Here is a 19,259-nt window from a genome sequence, read left to right on the forward strand (position 1 = left end):
ATGTCTACCAGGAAAACGCTGATTGCGCTGGCGTTAAGCACCTTGCTGCCCGCCGGAGCCGCGTGGGCGGCCGGTAACGATACGCTGGTCTATTGCTCCGAAGCATCGCCGGAATCATTTAACCCGCAGATTGCCAGCTCCGGACCTTCTTTCGTCGCCAGCTCCCAGGTGCTCTACAACCGTCTGATTACCTTTGATCCGGTGAAAAATACGCCGATTCCTTCACTGGCGACTGACTGGACCGTTTCCCCGGATGGTAAAACCTGGACTTTCACGCTGCGCAAAGGCGTTCAGTTCAACAGCAATAAATATTTTAAACCGACCCGCGATTTTAACGCGGATGACGTGATCTTCTCGGTCCTGCGGCAGAAGGATGCGAATCATCCATATCATAAAGTCTCGCAGGGTAATTATGAGTATTTCCACGACGTCGGGCTGGATAAGCTGATTAAAGAGGTGAAAAAGGTCGACGATTATCATGTCCAGTTCGTACTGACGGAACCGAATGCCGCCTTCCTCGCCGACTGGGGAATGGATTTTGCCTCAATACTGTCGGCGGAATACGCCGATGCGATGATGAAGAAAGGCACGCCGGAGTATGTTGATACCTGGCCTGTCGGCACCGGCCCGTATGCGCTTCAGCAGTATAAAGTCGATTCGCTAATCCGTTACATTGCCAACCCGCATTACTGGGAAGGTGACGTGCCGACAAAACATCTGATCTTCTCCATCACCCCGAATGTCGAGACCCGTCTGGCGAAACTGCAAACCAACGAATGTCAGATTATCCCGGCACCGTCGCCGGTACAGTTCGCCGTTATCAAGGGCAATAAAGATCTGGCGCTGCATGCTGTTGAAGCGCTGAACGTCGGCTATCTGGCGTTTAATACCGAGAAAAAACCGTTTGATAACGTGCTGGTCCGTCAGGCGCTGAACTACGCCACCGACAAACAGGCCATCGTCAACGCGGTGTTTATGGATTCTGGCGCGGTGGCCAAATCTCCGCTGCCGGCAAATATGCTCGGTTATAAGAAAGATCTGCCGGATTACGACTACGATCCGCAAAAGGCCAAAGCGCTGCTGAAGCAGGCCGGGCTGGAAAAAGGGGCAGAGGTGACCTTGTGGTCGATGCCGGTACAGCGCCCCTACAACCCTAACTCGCGGCGCATTGCCGAAATGATTCAGAACGACTGGAGCAAAGTGGGCATCAAGGCCAAAATCGTCACCTATGAATGGGGTGAATATCTCTCCGGCATGCGCAAAGGTGAACACGACAGCGCCCTGTTTGGCTGGATGTCGGACAATGGCGACCCGGACAACTTCGCCGGCACATTGCTGAGCTGTGATAATATCAAGACCGGTTCCAACGTTGCCCGCTGGTGCGATAAGTCATATGACGCGCTGGTCAAAAAAGCGATTCTGGTCAGCGATCCGCAGCAACGCGCCAAACTGTATGGTCAGGCGCAAGAGATCTTTTATCAGCAGGCGCCATGGATTACCCTCGCGACCGGGAAAACCTTCTACGCCACGCGCAGTAACGTCAGCGGCTATAGCGTGAGCCTGATGGGTAGCGATTTTTCGAAAGTTAAATTGAACTAAGCCGGGGAAGCATACATGGCACATCTGGATGACGTTATCGCCCGCGTCGATGCGGCGATTGCCGAGGGGGTGATTACTCACATGAACGAACTGCTGGTGGCGTTGAGTGACGATGCTGAGCTGACCCGCGACGAGCGTTTTACCCAGCAGCAGCGTTTACGGACCACGATTGCCCATCACGGCCGTCAGCAGCATGAAGAGCAGGAAGCGCGCCGCGAGCAGTTGAACAAAGGCGGCGCCATTCTCTGATATTGCGCGCTAAAACTGGCGTCTGGCAACCAGCCAGGCGCCTGCCACCAGCATGACTGCGCCGCACAGCGGCCCTAGTAACGCCCGCCACGGCACGCCGTGAGCGCGAATAATATCCATCGCTAATCCTCCCACCAGTTGACTGGCAACCAGTACCGCAATGGTGGTGGCCGCGCCAACGTTCTGATAACCGCTGATGCTGGCGAAGACAAAAAACGACCCCAGCAATCCGGGAATCAGCGTCCACCATTGTATGTTGAGCGCCAGCTCCTGAAAGCCTGCCGCACCGTGACGCAGGAGCAGGATGGTAACGAAAATCACCATTCCGACCAGTGAGTTCAGCAGCATCGCAATGAGTATTGTCGAGGCGGACTGCGTAATACGTACCATCAGCGTATTTTGTACGACCAGTCCGACGCCTGCGGCAATCAGACAGGCGAGGGTCAAAGAAGCGTTCATGCGCTGGCGTCCGGATCGCGACGATCGTCGAGCTGGAGCTGCATAAAGGTCAGATCCAGCCAGCGGCCAAATTTTGTGCCGACCTGCGGCATCTGCCCGCTGATCACAAATCCGAGCGTTTCGTGCAGATGCAAAGAGGCCTGGTTTTGCGCTTCGATACCGGCCACCATGACATGTTTGTTCAGGCGACGGGCTTCTTTAATCAGCGCCACCAGCAGGCTGCGGCCTAATCCTTTACCCTGATGATCGGGGTGGACGTAGACCGAATGCTCGACGGTATGGCGAAAGCCATCAAAGGCGCGCCAGTCGCCAAACGAAGAGTAGCCGGTGACGACGCCGTTTTCTTCGCTCACCAGAACCGGGTAGCCTGCCAGCTGACGTGCTTCAAACCAGGCGATGCGATTATCGGTATCGACGGTTTTGTCATTCCAGATGGCGGCGGTATGCAGCACCGCGTGGTTGTAAATTTCGGCAATCGCCGCGCAATCTTCTTTGCTGGCATAACGAATGGTCATAGCAAACCTCAACTCAATCTCTGTACACTATAGTAGTACGATATTATTACAATAATGTACGCGATGCTGCCATCTGTTTTCGCAAGAAATTTATCATGGCCGGTGGTTACCAGGCAGATGCAGCGGGGCCGCCGCTCCTCAGGGGACGGCGCAGGCGTCGCCTTGTCGGGGATTGATTCATACACTATAGTACTACGCTATGAATACTATTGAAGACAATATGAATCAGCGCATTAGCGCCCGTATCCGCATTGAACGCGAATCTCGCGGCTGGTCACTCAGCGAACTGGCCGAACGCGCCGGTGCCTCACGCGCGATGATCCACAAGATCGAACGCGGCGAGAGCAGCCCGACGGCGTCGATGCTGGGGCGGCTTTCCGGCGCGTTCGGGATCAGTATGTCGACGCTGATCGCCCGCGCGGAGATGCAGGAAGGCAAACTGCTGCGCTTTGCCCAGCAGCCGGTATGGCGCGATCCGCAAAGCCACTATTTACGGCGTCATGTTTCGCCGCGCAGCGATCTGCCCATTGATCTGGTGCAGGTAGAGCTGCCGGCAGGCAGCGATGTGTCGATGCACGCCTCCTCCTACGCGTTGGCGCGTCAGCTTATCTGGCTGCAACAGGGGGAGCTGGTTTTTGTCGAGGGCGCGACCCGGCATGAGATGCGGGCCGGCGATTGCCTTGAGCTGGGGCCGCCTGACGACTGCCGTTTTATCAATGAGTCCAGCGCATCGTGCACCTATCTGGTCGTGCGCTTAAATCAATCTGCCTCATAATGCCAATGTGCGCGGCAGCAATTGCGACTAGCCTCATTACAGGTCTTAAACAAGAGGAGTTTGTTATGGCTTTTCATCCACAACGTCACCGCCGCTGGGTGCTGGCCTCTCGCCCGCACGGCGAGCCGACGGGGGATAATTTCCGTCTGGAAGAGAGCGATGCCCCGACGCCCGGTCCCGGGCAGGTGCTTCTGCGCACGGTTTATCTTTCGTTAGACCCCTACATGCGCGGACGCATGAGCGACGCGCCGTCCTACTCGCCGCCGGTTGCCATCGGTGCCGTGATGGTCGGCGGAACGGTGAGTCGCGTTGAAGCGTCTGACCATGCTGACTTTAAAGCGGGAGAGTGGGTGCTGAACTACGGCGGCTGGCAGGATTTTGAACTCTCCGATGGCAACGGGCTGGTCAAGCTGGGCGAGCATCCGCAACACCCCTCGTGGGCGCTCGGTATTCTTGGGATGCCTGGTTTTACAGCCTATATGGGGCTGCTGGATATCGGCCAGCCGAAGGCGGGAGAAACGCTGGTCGTGGCCGCGGCTACCGGTCCGGTTGGCGGCACGGTCGGCCAGATCGCGAAACTGAAAGGCTGTCGCACGGTGGGAATTGCCGGGGGCAGCGAGAAGTGCCGTTATGCGGTCGAAACCCTTGGGTTTGATATCTGCCTCGATCATCATGCCGTTGACTTTGCCAGCCAGCTGGCCGAGGCCTGCCCGCAGGGTATTGATATCTACTACGAAAACGTCGGCGGCAAGGTGTTTGATGCCGTACTGCCGCTGCTCAACACCTCGGCGCGGGTTCCGCTGTGCGGCCTGGTCAGTGGCTATAATGCGACCGGCCTGCCGGAAGGCCCGGATCGTCTGCCGCTATTGATGGCGACGCTGCTGAAAAAACGTATCCGGATGCAGGGCTTTATCATCGGCCAGGATTACGGGCATCGTATTGCCGAGTTCCAGGCGGAGATGGGGCGCTGGGTACAGGAAGGTAAAATCAAATACCGCGAGCAGCTTGTCGATGGCCTGGAACAGGCGCCCAATGCGCTGATTGGCCTGCTGAAGGGTGAAAACTTCGGTAAAGTGGTGGTGCGCGTCTCCCCGGACGATTAATCAATATTACCCCGGCAGTTCGGCACATGCCGGGGCTTGCCCGTTGATTCAGCAGGAAAAGCACAGCGCGTGCTTTTCCTGAGAACAGAGCCAGCAGGCTCTCCGTTAGCCATAAAACGCCAGCCGCTCGGCTAACAAATCCACGAACCCTTGTCTGTCGACATCCAGCAGGAGCGTCGTATTTGGCGGATTGCCGGTCAGGAAATAATAATCGACCACCGTCATCCCCTGGGTATATTTTCCCTGTGTTTCCACGCCCACCCAGCGTTCAATGCTGGTGAACAGCTCCGGCTTCAACAGCCAGGCGATAGTACAAGGATCGTGCAGCGGCGCGCCGACAAAGCCCCATTTCTCGTCTCTGTGGTATGCCATAAAGAAATCGAGCAGCCCGGCAACGACCGTCGCCACCGGGTTGCCCAGCTGGCGAAAACGCGCGATATCCTGATCATGGATCTGCGCTTTATGCGTCACGTCCAGCCCGGCCATGACTATCGGGATGCCGGACTGAAAGACGATCTCCGCCGCTTCCGGGTCGACGTAGATATTAAACTCGGCGGCGGGCTGCCAGTTGCCCAACGCCATCGCGCCGCCCATCAGGACAATGCGGGCAATCTTGTCATGCAGTTCCGGGTGGCTGTTGAGCAGCAGGGCAACGTTGGTTTGCGGGCCGGTCGCGACAAGGGTTATTGGCTGCGGGCTTGCGCGTAACGTGCTCGCCATCAGTTCGACGGCGGTGCAGGTCTGCGGCGCAAAATCAGGCTCCGGCAGCGCCGGGCCATCAAGCCCGCTTTCGCCGTGAACGTTGTCGGCGATGATCAGCTCCCGCATCAGCGGTTTGCGCGCGCCGCTGGCCACCGGAATATCCTGCCGTCTCAGTAGCGTCAGCATACGCAGCACGTTGCGCAGGGTTTTGTCCGGTGTCTGGTTGCCCGCGGAGGCGGTGATCGCTTTGACGTCAAGTTCGGGTGAGGCGAGGGCGAGAATCATCGCAATGGCGTCATCATGACCGGGATCGCAATCGAGAATGATCGGCAGTGCCATAGCAGCTCCTTGTTGGCGGTTATTTGTGACAAGAGTAACGCTCGGGAGCACAACAGACGAGAAAGGATAAAACAAAGCGTGAAGTAAGCCGCAATAAGACGGGAGTGAGAGCGTTTCCCCGGTGGTGCTACGTTTACCGGGGCGACAATTGATGCCGGGCCGTAGCCCGGGCAAGGGATGTATCCCGCCGCCCGGGAACCTCTCCCCGGTGGCGCTACGCTTACCGGGGCTACGGAATGGTGCGGTTTGTCTCCCCGGTGGCGCTACGCTTACCGGGGCTACGGGGTGGTGCGGTCTGTTTCCCCGGTGGCGCTACGCTTACCGGGGCTACGGGGTGGTGCGGTCTGTTTCCCCGGTGGCGCTACGCTTACCGGGGCTACGGGGTGGTGCGGTCTGTCTCCCCGGTGGTGCTGGGGTTATTCAAAACGCCAGGCGAGGTTCAGGCCGACGCCATAGTTACGTCCCGGGGCGGGCTCGTAGTAGCGCCCGTTGGACTCGTTGACAATCACCGAGCCGACGTAGCGGCGATCGAAGAGGTTATCGACGCGGCCGAACAGATCCATGTCCATCTTGCCGTAGCTCCACTTATAGCCTGTGGTGAGGCCGACCACCGTCCAGGACGGCGCTTTGGCGCTGTTCTTATCGTTAGCCATGATATCGCTCAGATAGCGAATATCGCTGCCGGCGTACCAGCCGTGTTCCGGCTGATAGCCGAACGACGCGTAGCCCATATTGCGCGCGATACCCGGAATACGGTTACCGTTGCAATCGGCATCGTTACAGACGTTGGTCCGGTAGGTGGCATCCAGCCAGGTCCATGCGGCTTTCAGTCGCCAGCTTTCGCCGAACTGCTGATCCAGCCCCAGCTCCATGCCCTGACGACGCGTTTTACCGGCGTTTTTGTAGCTGGTACGCCCGCCGCTGCTGGCATCCACCACAATCTCGTTATCGGTATTGGTCTGGAAGAGCGCGGCGGTAAACAGGCCATTGCCAACCCGCGTCTTACTGCCTACCTCGACCGTATCATTGGTCGCAGGCTGCAGGCCGAAATTCAGGCCGCTCTGGTTACCGGAACGGTAGGAGAGCTCGTTAATGGTCGGCGTTTCAAAGCCGCGACCGGCGGAAAGATAGACATTCCAGGCATCGGTGAGCGCATATTTCAGCGAGCTGGCGGGCAGCCATTTGTGGTAGCTGGCATCGCCGCTGTCATCGCCGTTACCCGGCGTCACGTAATAATCGTTGGAGTCGAACCACACCGAGCTGTAGCGCACCCCGGCATCAAGGGAGAGTTTGTCCGTCAGCTGCCACTGGGTCTGCAGATACGGGTCGATGTTCCACATCAGATTACGTTCATTACGCCGCAGGCTGCCCTCTTCGCCATACTGCGGCGCGCCGTTGCTCATAACAAAGTTTTCGTAACCCTTACGGCGCTCGCTCATGTTTTCATAGTCGAGACCGGTGGTGAAGGTGACCGGCACCAGCAGCTCGCCGCGGTGGGTCCAGCGGGTATCAATCCCCTGATAATGACGCGTCAGGTCGATAACGCCGCCCGCATGGCCTGGATTGAGCTGCGGCGCGCGCGGGATTGACTGATATTGTGTGGTTTCACGCTCGCCGGCGTACATCATCACGCTCAGGTCATCTTGTTCGCTCAGTTGACGTTCATAACGTAACCCGGCCTGGGTCTGCTTCGTCGACTTACGGGTATTGTACTGATCGCCGCGCGGCGACTGGCGCGGGTTATTCTGCCATTCATCGTAGCTCAGGCCGCCGGCGTCATTGGCTTTAATATCCACGCTGTTAAACAGCAGAGTCAGCTTACTGACCTCATTGATGCGCACGCCCAGTTTGGCGTTGGCCAGATTTTTACGGGCGCCGCTGTGATCGCGGTAGCCGTGGGTGGTAAAGCGGTTGGTCGATACGGTGTAATCGACATCTCCGGCGTGGGTGCCGTCGCCGACGGCACCGGTCGCTTTCATACCGTAGTGCCAGCTGCCGAAGCTGCCGTAATAGCTGCTGGCTTCGAGGGTTGGCGGCTGACTGCCGGTTTGCGTCGTCACGTTAATGACGCCGCCGGAGGAGTTGCCGTACAGCGCAGAGAACGGTCCGCGCAGGACATCGAGCGTCTCTATGCTGCCAATATCAATATTTGAAGTCTGTCCCTGGCCATCGGGCATGGTGGCCGGAATGCCGTCAACATAAATGCGCAGTCCGCGCACGCCAAAAGTGGAGCGAGAACCGAAGCCGCGAATCGATAATTGCAGATCCTGAGCGTAGTTCTGGCGGTTCTGAACCTGTAGCCCCGGTACGGCGCCCAGCGATTCCGAGAGATTCACCCGCGGCGCCGCCTGACGCATCTCATCCCCGTTAACGACGCTGACCGCCGCAGGGGTATCGAGTTCGGAGACCGCGGTCGGGGCGGCGGTCACAACCATAGTTTGTTCATCGCTGGCGTTAGTCTGGGCCACCGCGATCAGCGGAAAGAGGAGGGCAGGTAGTGCAGCCGTGCGCACGGAATGGATTTTCATAAAGCTACTCGTAAAACGAACCAAACGGAACATATGTCGATATGTTAACTCTTTTGTAATTTTTTGAAAATTATTAACGTTATTTTCGTTAAATAATGGCACCGAATGGTTATTTTCAGCGTCGGTTGCCATAAATAACGCTCCACTTCATGTCAAATAATGATTACTATTCGCATTTGAAAAAGAACGCAAAGCCAGGACTTTGCGTCAGGGAAGCAATGTCAAGCAGGCACATAGGTGTTTTATTCAAGGGAGTCGTCATGTCATTACGTCATCTGTCCGCGCCGCGTCTGCGCCGTTCACTGTTATTAACCTCTTTACTGCTGGCGGGGAGCTTCAGCGCTCACGCGGCAGAAGAAATGTTGCGCAAGGCGGTCGGTAAGGGCGCGTACGAAATGGCTTACAGCCAGCAGGAAAATGCGCTGTGGGTCGCTACTTCGCAAAGCCGTTCACTGGATAAGGGCGGGATTGTTTATCGTCTTGACCCGACCACGCTGGAGGTGACGCAGGTTATTCATAACGATCTGAAACCGTTCGGCGCGACGATCAATAACGCGACGCAAACGCTGTGGCTGGGTAACACCACTGACAGTACCGTTACCGCCATTGACGCCAAAACCGGCGCGGTGAAAGGCCGCCTGGTGCTCGACAATCGTCAACGCAGCGAAACCGTGCGCCCGCTGGCGCCGCGTGAACTGGCCGTCAATGAAAAAACCAATACGGTCTACATCACCGGGTTGGGTAAAGAGAGCGTCATCTGGGTGGTGGATGGTGAAAAGCTGACGCTGAAAGAGACCATCACCAATACCGGGGCCATGGCGACCGGGCTGGCGGTGGATGCTGATGCGAAGCGTATTTACACCACCAACGCCGACGGTGAACTGCTGACCATCGACAGCGAGAGCAACAAAATTCTGAGCCGCAAGAAGTTGCAGGATGACGGTAAAGAGCACTTCTATCTGAACCTGAGCCTGGATACCGCGGGTCACCGCGCCTTCATTACCGATAGCAAACAGCCGGAAGTGCTGGTTGTTGATCTGCGCGACGGCAAAGTGCTGCAGAAAATCGCGGCGCCGGAATCCCTGGCGGTGCTGTTCAACCCGACGCGCAATGAAGTCTACGTGACGCATCGTAAAGCCGGGGAAGTCAGCGTGATTGATGGTAAAAGCAACAAAGTGGTCAAAACCTTCAAAACGCCAACCCACCCCAACAGCCTCGCGCTCTCCGCCGACGGTAAAACGCTGTACGTCAGCGTGAAGCAAGAATCAAGCCGTCAGAAAGAAGCGACCCAGCCGGATGACGTTATCCGCATTGCGCTGTAAACCCTGATTGAGGAGGGGGAAACCCCTCCCGCCTGCCGGAATCACCCTCTGTTACAAACACTTATTGGCCCTACGGCGATTATGGTTTTACACTTATCGTTTTGCCGCCTGCTATCGGGCGGAATGAATCATTCTGGAGGATGTATGAATAAGCCATTTATGGCTCTGTGCGCTGGCGTGATGCTGGCACTGCTTGCCGGTTGTACTTCAAACTATGTGATGACGACGAAAAGCGGGCAGACCATTGTGACTCAGGGTAAGCCGCGTCTGGATAAAGAGACCGGTATGACCAGCTATGTGGATGAATCCGGCAACCATCGCCAGATTAACAGCAGCGATGTATCGCAACTGGTGGAAGATAACTAAGCCGCAAGAGGCGGTTTGCCCGGAAACGGACAAACCGCGATAGCGTTATTTTTTCGCGGACTGTGCGCCCGGCGCAGTACTATGAATAGCATGAACGCGCTTACGTACGCCGAACCAACCGGCCACCAGCAGTACCGCAATCAGCGGAATGGAGCCGATGGTATAGGTCCCGTTCGGGTAATCGAAGGCCATCAGCACCAGCACGCTGAACAGGAACAACAGGGTCAGCCACGAGGTGAACGGTGCACCCGGCATCTTGAAGCTGACATCCGCCGCTTTCCCTTCCTTGATGGCTTGACGCAGGCGCATCTGGCACACCACGATAAAGCCCCACGATGCAATAATCCCCAGCGAAGCCACGTTGAGGACGATTTCGAAGACCTGCGACGGCACCAGATAGTTCAGGAACACCCCGACGATATACACCGCCAGCGTAGCCAGAATCCCGGCATAAGGCACGTGATGACGGCTCATCTTCGACATAAACTTCGGTGCAGAACCGCCCATCGACATCGAACGCAGAATACGCCCGGTGGAGTACAGACCCGAGTTGAGGCTGGAGAGCGCGGCGGTGAGCACCACGATATTCATCACGCTACCGATATACGGCACGCCCAGCTTCGAGAAGAAGGTCACAAACGGGCTCTGTCCGGCCTGATAGGCATTCCACGGCAGCAGCAGCACCAGCAGCAGCACGGAACCGACGTAGAACAGGCCGATACGCCAGATAACGCTGTTGATGGCGCGCGGCACCATCGTCTGCGGCTCTTTACACTCACCGGCTGCGGTCCCGACCAGTTCGATGGAGGCAAAGGCAAACACCACCCCCTGTACCAGCACCAGCGCAGGCATCAGTCCGTGCGGGAACAGGCCGCCGTTATCGGTAATCAGGTGGAAGCCGGTGGCATTGCCGTCCAGCGGTTTGCCGCTGCCGAGGAAAATGGTCCCCACCACCAGGAAGGCGACAATCGCCAGCACTTTGACCAGGGCGAACCAGAACTCCATTTCGGCGAACCACTTCACGCCGATCATGTTCATGGTACCGACAATCGCCAGCGCCCCGAGCGCGAAGACCCACTGCGGGACATCGCCAAAGGCGCCCCAGTAGTGCATATACAGCGCCACGGCGGTGATATCGACAATCCCGGTCATCGCCCAGTTGACGAAGTACATCCAGCCGGCGACGTAGGCCGCTTTTTCACCCAAAAACTCGCGGGCGTAGGAGACGAAACTGCCGCTGGAAGGCCGATGCAGAACCAGTTCGCCGAGTGCGCGTAAAATAAAGAATGAGAACAGGCCGCATACCAGATAAACCAGCGCCAGCGCGGGGCCAGCCATCTGTAAACGCGCGCCTGCGCCGAGAAACAGCCCGGTACCGATGGCGCCGCCGATGGCAATCATCTGTACCTGACGGTTGCCCATCGCTTTGTGATAGCCCGATTCCTGAGAATTGAGCCAGTGACGTCTGGCGGCATGGTGCTCCGCCGTCGAGTTTTGCTTTGTATTCATTGATGTACCCATTTTCCTGTCAATGTCCATGAGTGGTTCTTCGCACCGCCAAGTCGCAGTACGTTATGCTGGCTTTCCCATCATTCTGACGTAGGAGATAAGCAGAGCATGGCGCAGCATCCTACACGTATCGAGATAGTCACGCACGTAAAACATTTATCGACCGCACTTGCTTAAATATCAATGAGTTCGACGACGAAGGGCGTCCATCAGCAGGCGGAAGGTCGTGGTATGGTGACGGCGGCTGGAGAAAAAGAGGGGCTAACCGGGGAAAGAGGGGGTCCGCTCATCAAGGGCCCGGGTGAGCCATCCTTCCGCCAGCACCCGTTGCACGCTATCTTCCGGCACATAGGCTAGCCTACTCCGGACTCTGCGGCATGCTCGCTGGCCCTCAGGCGCGTTCTCCGGGCCAGCCGGTAGCGCCAGCCCGCTGTTTCGGGCTATGATTCCCAGCAAAGCAATGGCTGAGAGATAACGATGAATATCAACGTAGTGGGTACCAGCGGCGTCGGCAAATCGACGCTGGCGCGACGGCTCGCGCAGATCCTGTCCGTTCCCTGTATTGAGATGGACAGGCTTTACTGGCGCGCGGACTGGCAGGGCGCGCCGGATGAGACGTTCTTCGCCGACGTGGCCGCTGCCATCGAGGCTCCTGGCTGGGTGCTGGACGGCAATTACAACCGCAGTCGCCCGGTGAAGTGGCGCGACGTCGATCTGGTGGTGTGGGTGGATTACAGTTTTGCCCGAACCCTGCGACAGGCCGTCTGTCGGGCCATCTCCCGGGCCAGCCGCGGTCAGGAGCTGTGGCCGGGAACCGGCAACTGTGAAAGCTTCCGTCGCGCCTTCTTCAGCCGCGACTCGATTATCGGCTGGACCATCAAAACCTGGAAGAATAATCGCCAGCGTTATCAGTCTGATATGACTGACCCGGCGTACCGGCACATTCGCTTTGTACGCCTGCGCCATCCGCGGCAAACCGAGGATTTTATCCGCCAGCTACAGCGGCAGGTGGCGGCGCGTTAACGGCGTATATCTATTTTCCGGCAGAGTACATGTAAATAAATTGTTTCTCAGTGGCCGCAGCAGATTCTAATAATGCAGGTATGTTAATTAATACGAGCCTGCGAAATGTCTTATCGAATCAGTATCCTGGATAAAAGTCCGCTGGCGGCGGGAGAAACGGCCGCTCAGGCGCTGACGCGTACATTAACGTTGGCGCAACAGGCGGAAGCCTGGGGCTATCATCGCTTCTGGATTGCCGAGCACCACAACACCGATCAATTAGCCAGCCCGTCGCCGGAAGTGGTGATCGCCTGGATCCTCGGCCAGACCCGGCAGATTCGCGTCGGATCCGGCGGCGTCATGCTGCAACACTACAGCCCGTACAAAGTGGCGGAAAACTTCAATCTGCTGGCCTCGATAGCGCCTGGACGTGTCGATCTTGGCGTCGGGAAAGCGCCGGGCGGCCTGCCGCTGTCAACGCGGGCGCTGCAACTGGGGGTTCATCCGGCGGAGAAAGGAACATTTGCCGACAGCCTCGCGCAGCTGGATAACTGGCTGTCGCTCACCGATGCCGAGGGGGAAGAGAGCCTGCGCGCCACGCCAATCCCGCCGCGCCGCGCCGACGGATTTCTGCTCGGCGCCAGCCTGGAGAGCGTTGAGCTCGCCGCCCGGCTGGACTGGAATTTTGTTTTCGCCGCCCATCTTAACGGCGACAAAACGCTGCTGCGCGAGGTGTTAACCCGCTGGCGGGCGCTGAGTCGCCGCGACGCCATCGTCGCGATTCAGGTCATCGTCGCCGAAGAGCGCGCCACGGCGCTTGAGCTGGCGCAACAGGTTGAAGTCTGGGGCGTTGAACTGGAAAACGGCCAGCGGGTGACGGTGGCGAGCGAAGCGCAGGCGGCCGCCTTTGCCCGCCAGGCCGGAAGTCCGCCGGTGCGCATCGCCCGTCGCGATGCCTCGCTGCTGGCGGGAACCGCTGATGAGGTAAAAGCGCAGCTCGACGCCCTGCATGCTGCCTGGCATATTGACGAATTTATCATCGACACGCCGGTCAGCGAAGGGCAGGCGCGCCTCGACTCACTCCGCCTGCTGGCTCAGGCCCATCACGGCGCGGAGGTGTTGCCATGAGCTTTGAACAACAGCTGATTAGCTGGCGGCGCGAGCTGCATCAATATCCGGAACTCTCGTTGCAGGAGGTGGCGACGACGGCGCGCATTCGCGACTGGCTTGAAAGCGGCGGCCTGCGGGTGCTGCCCTATGAGCTGACAACCGGGCTGGTCGTCGAAGTGGGCAGCGGCGAGAAGATTATCGCCCTGCGCGCGGATATCGATGCGCTGCCGATTGCCGAGACTACCGGCCTGCCGTATCGCTCGCAACACGAAGGGGTGATGCACGCCTGCGGCCATGATATTCACACCAGCGTGATGCTGGGGGCGGCGCTGCTGCTCAAAGAACGCGAAGCGACGCTCCCTGGACGGGTACGGATTCTGTTCCAGCCGGCGGAAGAGAACTTTGGCGGGGCGAAAACCCTGATTCGCGCCGGGGCGCTGGAGGGGGTCGCGGCTATCTTCGGTATGCATAATGAACCCGGCCTGCCGGTGGGCGAGTTTGCTACCCGCGGCGGGGCGTTTTACGCCAACGTCGATCGCTTCGTCTTTAAGGTCACCGGTAAAGGGGCGCATGCTGCCCGGCCGCACGAAGGCAAAGATGCGATTTTGCTGGCCAGTCAACTGGTCACCGTCCTGCAGAGCGTGGCCAGCCGCGAGGTGAATACCCTCGATTCGGTGGTCCTGAGCGTAACGCGGATTCAGGGCGGCAATACCTGGAACGTACTGCCGGAAAGCGTGGAGCTGGAAGGGACCTTGCGTACCCACAGCAGCGAAGTGCAGCAGCGGGTTAAAGCGCGGGTCAGCGACATTGCCGCCGGTTTTGCCAGTGCTTTTGGTGCCCAGATTGATGTGTTCTGGTACGCCGGGCCGACGGCGTTGGTCAATGACTCGCGCTGGGCGACATTTGCCGGCGATGTTGCCGCCCACTCCGGCTACCGCACCCGGCATGCGGATCTGCATATGGGCGGCGAGGATTTCGCCGTCTATCTACAGCATATTCCCGGCGCGTTTGTCAGTATCGGCAGCGCCAGCGAATTTGGCCTTCACCACCCGGCCTACAATCCGGACGACAGCTTAATCGCCCCGGCGGCCCGCTATTTTGCGGCGCTGGCTGAGCAGGCTTTACGCCAGATCTGACGCCTGAGCGTTCGGGTTTCTGTTTTCATTTTCGACAAGGAAAGGGGTTGCTATGTCTGAAAAACGACAATTGCGTCTGGGCACAATATTACACGGCGCATCGGGAAATATGTCCGCCTGGCGTCATCCGGCCGCCCAGGCGGATGCCAGTATTAATTTTGAGTTCGTTAAACAGACGGCCTTAAAAGCCGAAGAGGGCAAGCTGGACTTTTTATTTGTCGCCGATGGTTTATATATTAATGAGAAATCTATCCCGCATTTTTTAAACCGTTTTGAACCGCTGACCGTGCTCTCGACGCTGGCGGCGGTCACCCGCAATCTCGGGCTGGTGGGCACCTTATCCACCTCCTACAGCGAGCCTTTCACCACCGCGAGGCAGTTTGCCAGCCTTGACCATCTGAGCCAGGGACGCGCGGGCTGGAACGTGGTGACCTCACCGCTGGAAGGGTCGGCAAAGAACTTTTCGCGCGCGCAGCATCCCGACCACGCGCTGCGCTACCGCATTGCCGATGAATATTTACAGGTGGTGAAAGGCTTATGGGATTCCTGGGAGGAGGATGCCTTTGTCCGTAATAAAGCCAGCGGACAGTTCTTCGATAAAAATAAGCTGCACACCCTCGACCATCGCGGTGATTTTTTCCAGGTTGCCGGCCCGCTGAATATTTCCCGCACGCCGCAGGGGCGGCCGATTATTTTTCAGGCCGGGGCCTCCGATGACGGCAAAAAACTGGCGGCCCGCCATGCCGATGCCATTTTTACCCACCAGGCATCGCTGGCGGAAGCGCAGGCGTTTTATCGCGATGTGAAAAATCAGCTGGCGGCCTGTGGTCGTCAGGATAACCAATTACATATTTTCCAGGGCGTCAGCGTGATTGTCGGTGACGATGCCGACGATGTCGAACAGCAATACCAGACCACCGCCGCGCTGGTATCGATTGAGGATGCCCTCAACTATCTCGGGCGCTATTTCGAACACCACGACTTTGCGCAGTACCCGCTGGATGAACCGTTCCCCGATATTGGCGATCTGGGGAAAAACAGCTTCCGCAGCACCACCGATGAAATTAAGCGCAACGCCCGCGAACGCGGTCTGACCCTGCGTCAGGTCGCGCTGGAAGCCGCCAGTCCGCGCCCGCTGTTCGCCGGTACGCCGCAGGAGGTTGCCGATGGCTTGCAGCAGTGGTTCGAACAGCGGGGGGCCGACGGTTTTATCATTCAGGGCGGCACGCCGGATACCTTCCCGCGCTTTGTCGATCGGGTGGTGCCGCTTTTGCAAGCGCGCGGGCTGTTCCGCCGGGAGTATCCGGGAACGACGCTGCGTGAAAGCCTGGGGCTGACGCTGCCGGTTAATCAATTCCAACAACAATAACAACGAGAACGTTTGCTATGCAGAAAAAGTCACTTTTACTGGCCTTTGCGCTGGGTTTCAGCGCGCCATTATGGGCGCAGGACGTCAATATCAACGGGACCGGCGTGAGCGTGGAGGCCAACAAAGTCCCGGTGCATACGGCAAAAAATCCGCAGGCTATCGCCCGGTTGCCGGCCAATTATCACTTTGCGGTGCCGGGGAAATTTACCGTGGCGGTCGCGGCGCTGAACTCGCCGCCGCTGACCGTGTTTTCGGACGATAACAAGACCCTGCTTGGCAGCGAAGTCGATATCGCCCGCCTGGTCGCCGACAGCCTGGGACTGGAACTGAACGTTGTACCGACCTCCTGGGAAGACTGGCCGCTGGGCGTCTCCTCCGGCAAATATGATGCCGCGATCAGCAATATTACCGTCACCAAAGAGCGCAAAGAGAAGTTCGACTTTGCCACCTATCGTAAGGACTCGCTGGGTTTCTACGTCAAGAGTACCAGCCCGCTGAATAAAATTGACCAGGCGCAAGAGATTGCCGGGCTGCGGATTATCGTCGGCTCCGGCACCAACCAGGAAGCCATTCTGCTGGCGTGGAATGCGGAAAACCTGAAAAAGGGGCTGAAGCCCTTTACGCCGGTCTACACCAAAGATGATGCCGCCCAGACGCTGGCCATTCAGTCCGGTCGCGCCGACGCCTTTTTTGGCCCGAACGTGATCGGCGCCTGGAAGGCCGCGCTGACCGGGAAGACCAAACTGGTGGGCAGCGTGGATGGCGGCTGGCCGAAAGCGGCGCACATCGCGGTCACGCTGAAAAAAGGCAGCGGGTTGGTGGACGCCGTACAGACCGCGTTAAACGGCGCCATTCAGAACGGCGACTATGGCAAAGTGCTTACCCGCTGGGGGGAAAGCGTGGAGAGCATCCCGCAATCTGAAATTAACCCGGTCGGGCTCGGCGATTAACAGGAGGCAATATGAGTGCAGCATTTCGCGATATCTCACCTGAAGCGCCGGAACTCCAGCCGATTATTCACCGCCTGTTCGCCGAATACGCGTCGCGCTATGGCGACTATTTTTCTCGCGATGCGGAGGTCGAGCTGACCGAGTGGTATCTGCCGCCGCAGGGGCTGTTTATCGTCCTTGAACGTGACGGCGAGATTATCGCCACCGGCGCCTATAAGCCCAAGGATAGCCGCACGGCGGAAATCAAACGTATCTGGACCCATCCGGCCCTGCGCCAGCAGGGGCTGGCGGCGAAGGTGGTCCAGGAACTGGAGCGGCGGGCGGTGCTGGCAGGCTACAGCCATATCTACCTGACGACCGGCTTTCGCCAGCCGGAAGCGGTCAGGCTCTATCTGAGCCAGGGCTACGATGCGCAGTTTGACCTGGCGCGCAACCCGGAGGAGTACAGCCAGCCGCCGTTTGATGGGCGACTGCGCTTCACTAAAGCGCTGGCGGTAAGCATTTTAAGCCACAGCGCCTGAGGAGAGAACATGAACAGAACGGAAACGATTAAAGTGATCCCGGCGCGCTATCCGCTGCGCGCCGTTGGCGCGGTAGCGGCGCTACTGGTGTTGGCGGTCGTCGTGCAGTCGGTGGCCTTTAACCCGCGTTGGGAGTGGGCGGTTTTCGCTCGCTGGTTCTTTGACCCGGTTATCCTGGAAGGACTGGGACAAACGCTGCTGCTGACGCTGCTGGGTACCGTACTGAGCGTGATACTCGGCGGTCTGCTGGCGCTGGCCAGGCTCTCTTCTTCATGGCTGCTGAGCAGCCTGGCCTGGGGCTATATCTGGCTGTTCCGCTCGCTGCCGCTGATTGTGGTGCTGATCATCCTCTACAACTTCTCCTATCTCTACGACACGCTGTCGCTCGGTATTCCGTTTACCGGGATCAGTTGGGGTAATTATCAGACCATCAACGTGCTGGGGCAGTTTTCCACGGCGGTCGTGGGGCTGACGCTGGTGCAGAGCGCCTATACCGCGGAGATCATTCGCGGCGGCTTCCTCGGCGTCGACCACGGTCAGTATGAGGCCGCCGCTGCGCTGGGGCTGCCGGCGTGGCGGCGTACGCTGCGTATTATTCTGCCTCAGGCGCTGCGCACGATTTTGCCTGCGGGTTTCAATGAAATTATCAGCCTCGCCAAAGGGACCGCGATGGTTTATGTGCTGGCGATGCCCGAGCTGTTTTACACCATCCAGATGATTTACAACCGGACCCAGGAGGTGATCCCGCTGCTGATGGTCGGGGCCGTCTGGTATCTGGCGATCACCAGCGTCCTGTCGCTGATTCAATATCTGGTGGAACGCGCCCTGGCACGCAGCGAACGCCGTTCGGCGGTCAACTCGCCGCGCCGCGCGCGCGCCGATGAATCCTCTCGTCAACCGCAGAAATCGCAGGAGGCCATTCATGCCCAACTCTCGTAACGGCCATATCTCGATTACCGGCGTCAGCAAGTATTTTGGCCGCCATAAAGCGCTGGATGATGTCTCTCTGGAGATCCCTCCCGGCACGGTGACGGTGATCCTCGGGCCGTCCGGTTCGGGGAAATCAACCCTGCTGCGCGCCATAAACCATCTGGAACGGGTAGATGAAGGGTTTATTCAGATTGATGGCGACTATATCGGCTATCGACGTCAGGGCGATAAGCTCTATGAGCTGAAGGAGAGGGAGATTCTGCGTCAGCGCGTTAACGTGGGCTATGTCTTTCAGAACTTCAATCTGTTCCCGCATCTGACGGTGCTGGAAAACCTGATTGAAGCGCCGATTGCCCACCGGCAGACGAGCCGCAAAGAGGCCATCGCCAACGCTTACGAACTCCTGGAGGTGGTGGGGCTGCGCCACAAAGCCGATGCCTGGTCGCGCCATCTCTCCGGCGGCCAGCAGCAGCGTATTGCTATCGCCAGGGCGCTGGCCCTCAAGCCGCGAGTGCTGTTGTTTGATGAACCCACATCGGCGCTGGACCCGGAACTGGTGGGCGAAGTGCTCGATGTGATTAAAAAGCTGGCCCGCTCCGGCACTACGCTGGTGGTGGTGACGCATGAGATTGGTTTTGCCCGCGAAGTGGCCGATCAGGTGGTGTTTATGGTCGAGGGGAAAATTATTGAGCAGGGCAGCAGCGACGCGGTGCTTAATCATCCGCAGCATCAGCGTACGCGGCAATTTTTATCAAAGGTGCTGGCATGAGAAAAT

At 58.3% G+C, this 19,259-nt stretch carries 17 protein-coding genes and 1 pseudogene; 13 read left to right on the plus strand and 5 right to left on the minus strand.

Features of this window, described 5'->3' with window-relative positions; all coding sequences use genetic code 11:
- Both FNY10_RS07270 and FNY10_RS07275 read left to right on the plus strand, forming a co-directional pair.
- Window positions 1-1,599 carry an ABC transporter substrate-binding protein gene (locus FNY10_RS07270; protein WP_100686309.1) on the plus strand — a complete coding sequence of 533 codons (1,599 nt, stop codon included), beginning with the start codon at window positions 1-3 and terminating at the stop codon, window positions 1,597-1,599.
- 15 nt (window positions 1,600-1,614) lie between these two features.
- Window positions 1,615-1,848, plus strand: coding sequence for a YdcY family protein (locus FNY10_RS07275; RefSeq protein ID WP_100686308.1), 234 nt, complete (start codon window positions 1,615-1,617; stop codon window positions 1,846-1,848).
- Between the two features lie 9 nt (window positions 1,849-1,857).
- Here the strand turns inward: FNY10_RS07275 and FNY10_RS07280 are convergent, their stop codons facing one another.
- Both FNY10_RS07280 and FNY10_RS07285 read right to left on the minus strand, forming a co-directional pair.
- On the minus strand, window positions 1,858-2,307 hold the full coding sequence (locus tag FNY10_RS07280; protein WP_141964652.1) for a DMT family transporter: 450 nt from the start codon (window positions 2,305-2,307) through the stop codon (window positions 1,858-1,860).
- Window positions 2,304-2,822 (minus strand): GNAT family N-acetyltransferase, encoded by a 519-nt coding sequence (locus FNY10_RS07285; RefSeq protein ID WP_100686306.1) that lies wholly within the window; start codon window positions 2,820-2,822, stop codon window positions 2,304-2,306. Before FNY10_RS07285 ends, FNY10_RS07280 begins: the two co-directional genes overlap by 4 nt.
- 199 nt (window positions 2,823-3,021) lie before the next feature.
- Between FNY10_RS07285 and FNY10_RS07290 the strand changes: the two genes are divergently transcribed.
- Complete coding sequence (locus FNY10_RS07290) at window positions 3,022-3,597, plus strand: XRE family transcriptional regulator (RefSeq protein ID WP_160703415.1); 576 nt, start codon at window positions 3,022-3,024, stop codon at window positions 3,595-3,597.
- A gap of 65 nt (window positions 3,598-3,662) precedes the next feature.
- Window positions 3,663-4,700: an NADP-dependent oxidoreductase gene (locus tag FNY10_RS07295; RefSeq protein ID WP_100686304.1), complete on the plus strand. Its 1,038-nt coding sequence runs from the start codon at window positions 3,663-3,665 to the stop codon at window positions 4,698-4,700.
- 105 nt (window positions 4,701-4,805) lie between these two features.
- On the opposite strand, the gene rihA is transcribed toward FNY10_RS07295, so the two are convergent.
- Both rihA and pqqU read right to left on the minus strand, forming a co-directional pair.
- On the minus strand, window positions 4,806-5,741 hold the full coding sequence (gene rihA / locus FNY10_RS07300) for a pyrimidine-specific ribonucleoside hydrolase RihA (protein ID WP_141964651.1): 936 nt from the start codon (window positions 5,739-5,741) through the stop codon (window positions 4,806-4,808).
- Window positions 5,742-6,157: 416 nt separating this feature from the next.
- Window positions 6,158-8,269 carry a TonB-dependent receptor PqqU gene (gene pqqU / locus FNY10_RS07305; RefSeq protein ID WP_160703413.1) on the minus strand — a complete coding sequence of 704 codons (2,112 nt, stop codon included), beginning with the start codon at window positions 8,267-8,269 and terminating at the stop codon, window positions 6,158-6,160.
- A 260-nt stretch (window positions 8,270-8,529) separates the two neighbouring features.
- Here pqqU and FNY10_RS07310 point away from each other — a divergent pair, with 260 nt between their 5' ends.
- Together FNY10_RS07310 and FNY10_RS07315 are read left to right on the plus strand one after the other, a co-directional pair.
- On the plus strand, window positions 8,530-9,591 hold the full coding sequence (locus FNY10_RS07310; protein WP_100686472.1) for a YncE family protein: 1,062 nt from the start codon (window positions 8,530-8,532) through the stop codon (window positions 9,589-9,591).
- Between the two features lie 144 nt (window positions 9,592-9,735).
- Window positions 9,736-9,957 carry a YgdI/YgdR family lipoprotein gene (locus FNY10_RS07315; protein ID WP_141964650.1) on the plus strand — a complete coding sequence of 74 codons (222 nt, stop codon included), beginning with the start codon at window positions 9,736-9,738 and terminating at the stop codon, window positions 9,955-9,957.
- A 45-nt stretch (window positions 9,958-10,002) separates the two neighbouring features.
- On the opposite strand, the gene ansP is transcribed toward FNY10_RS07315, so the two are convergent.
- A complete protein-coding gene (ansP, locus tag FNY10_RS07320; protein WP_131049035.1) occupies window positions 10,003-11,466 on the minus strand; it encodes an L-asparagine permease in 1,464 nt (487 codons plus the stop codon).
- Between the two features lie 477 nt (window positions 11,467-11,943).
- On the opposite strand from ansP, the gene FNY10_RS07325 reads away from it, so the two are divergent.
- From FNY10_RS07325 to FNY10_RS07360, 7 genes and pseudogenes are all read left to right on the plus strand, one after another.
- Entirely contained in the window at window positions 11,944-12,489 is a 546-nt protein-coding gene (locus FNY10_RS07325; RefSeq protein ID WP_100686475.1) for an adenylate kinase, read from the plus strand.
- A 105-nt stretch (window positions 12,490-12,594) separates the two neighbouring features.
- Window positions 12,595-13,596, plus strand: coding sequence for an MsnO8 family LLM class oxidoreductase (locus FNY10_RS07330; protein ID WP_141964649.1), 1,002 nt, complete (start codon window positions 12,595-12,597; stop codon window positions 13,594-13,596).
- Entirely contained in the window at window positions 13,593-14,714 is a 1,122-nt protein-coding gene (locus FNY10_RS07335; RefSeq protein ID WP_160703411.1) for a M20 peptidase aminoacylase family protein, read from the plus strand. The genes FNY10_RS07330 and FNY10_RS07335 overlap by 4 nt, the downstream gene beginning before the upstream one ends.
- A 52-nt stretch (window positions 14,715-14,766) precedes the next feature.
- Window positions 14,767-17,033 (plus strand): annotated as a pseudogene (locus tag FNY10_RS26810) (NtaA/DmoA family FMN-dependent monooxygenase).
- Between the two features lie 11 nt (window positions 17,034-17,044).
- Window positions 17,045-17,554: a GNAT family N-acetyltransferase gene (locus FNY10_RS07350; RefSeq protein WP_160703407.1), complete on the plus strand. Its 510-nt coding sequence runs from the start codon at window positions 17,045-17,047 to the stop codon at window positions 17,552-17,554.
- A gap of 9 nt (window positions 17,555-17,563) precedes the next feature.
- Window positions 17,564-18,493, plus strand: coding sequence for an amino acid ABC transporter permease (locus FNY10_RS07355; protein WP_160703405.1), 930 nt, complete (start codon window positions 17,564-17,566; stop codon window positions 18,491-18,493).
- The gene (locus FNY10_RS07360; RefSeq protein ID WP_160703403.1) at window positions 18,477-19,253 is read left to right on the plus strand and encodes an amino acid ABC transporter ATP-binding protein; all 777 of its coding nucleotides are present in this window, start codon (window positions 18,477-18,479) and stop codon (window positions 19,251-19,253) included. The genes FNY10_RS07355 and FNY10_RS07360 overlap by 17 nt, the downstream gene beginning before the upstream one ends.
- The last annotated feature ends 6 nt before the right edge of the window (window positions 19,254-19,259 follow it).

Source organism: Klebsiella sp. Lac1, from assembly GCF_009825425.1.
In the GTDB taxonomy this organism is placed as follows: Bacteria; Pseudomonadota; Gammaproteobacteria; order Enterobacterales; family Enterobacteriaceae; genus Klebsiella; species Klebsiella electrica.

Coding starts and splice junctions, on each gene's coding strand:
- FNY10_RS07270 (WP_100686309.1), top strand. CDS start 1: ATGTCTACCAGGAAAACGCTGATTGCGCTGGCGTTAAGCACCTTGCTG.
- FNY10_RS07275 (WP_100686308.1), top strand. CDS start 1,615: ATGGCACATCTGGATGACGTTATCGCCCGCGTCGATGCGGCGATTGCC.
- FNY10_RS07280 (WP_141964652.1), bottom strand. CDS start 2,307: ATGAACGCTTCTTTGACCCTCGCCTGTCTGATTGCCGCAGGCGTCGGA.
- FNY10_RS07285 (WP_100686306.1), bottom strand. CDS start 2,822: ATGACCATTCGTTATGCCAGCAAAGAAGATTGCGCGGCGATTGCCGAA.
- FNY10_RS07290 (WP_160703415.1), top strand. CDS start 3,022: ATGAATACTATTGAAGACAATATGAATCAGCGCATTAGCGCCCGTATC.
- FNY10_RS07295 (WP_100686304.1), top strand. CDS start 3,663: ATGGCTTTTCATCCACAACGTCACCGCCGCTGGGTGCTGGCCTCTCGC.
- rihA (WP_141964651.1), bottom strand. CDS start 5,741: ATGGCACTGCCGATCATTCTCGATTGCGATCCCGGTCATGATGACGCC.
- pqqU (WP_160703413.1), bottom strand. CDS start 8,269: ATGAAAATCCATTCCGTGCGCACGGCTGCACTACCTGCCCTCCTCTTT.
- FNY10_RS07310 (WP_100686472.1), top strand. CDS start 8,530: ATGTCATTACGTCATCTGTCCGCGCCGCGTCTGCGCCGTTCACTGTTA.
- FNY10_RS07315 (WP_141964650.1), top strand. CDS start 9,736: ATGAATAAGCCATTTATGGCTCTGTGCGCTGGCGTGATGCTGGCACTG.
- ansP (WP_131049035.1), bottom strand. CDS start 11,466: ATGAATACAAAGCAAAACTCGACGGCGGAGCACCATGCCGCCAGACGT.
- FNY10_RS07325 (WP_100686475.1), top strand. CDS start 11,944: ATGAATATCAACGTAGTGGGTACCAGCGGCGTCGGCAAATCGACGCTG.
- FNY10_RS07330 (WP_141964649.1), top strand. CDS start 12,595: ATGTCTTATCGAATCAGTATCCTGGATAAAAGTCCGCTGGCGGCGGGA.
- FNY10_RS07335 (WP_160703411.1), top strand. CDS start 13,593: ATGAGCTTTGAACAACAGCTGATTAGCTGGCGGCGCGAGCTGCATCAA.
- FNY10_RS07350 (WP_160703407.1), top strand. CDS start 17,045: ATGAGTGCAGCATTTCGCGATATCTCACCTGAAGCGCCGGAACTCCAG.
- FNY10_RS07355 (WP_160703405.1), top strand. CDS start 17,564: ATGAACAGAACGGAAACGATTAAAGTGATCCCGGCGCGCTATCCGCTG.
- FNY10_RS07360 (WP_160703403.1), top strand. CDS start 18,477: ATGCCCAACTCTCGTAACGGCCATATCTCGATTACCGGCGTCAGCAAG.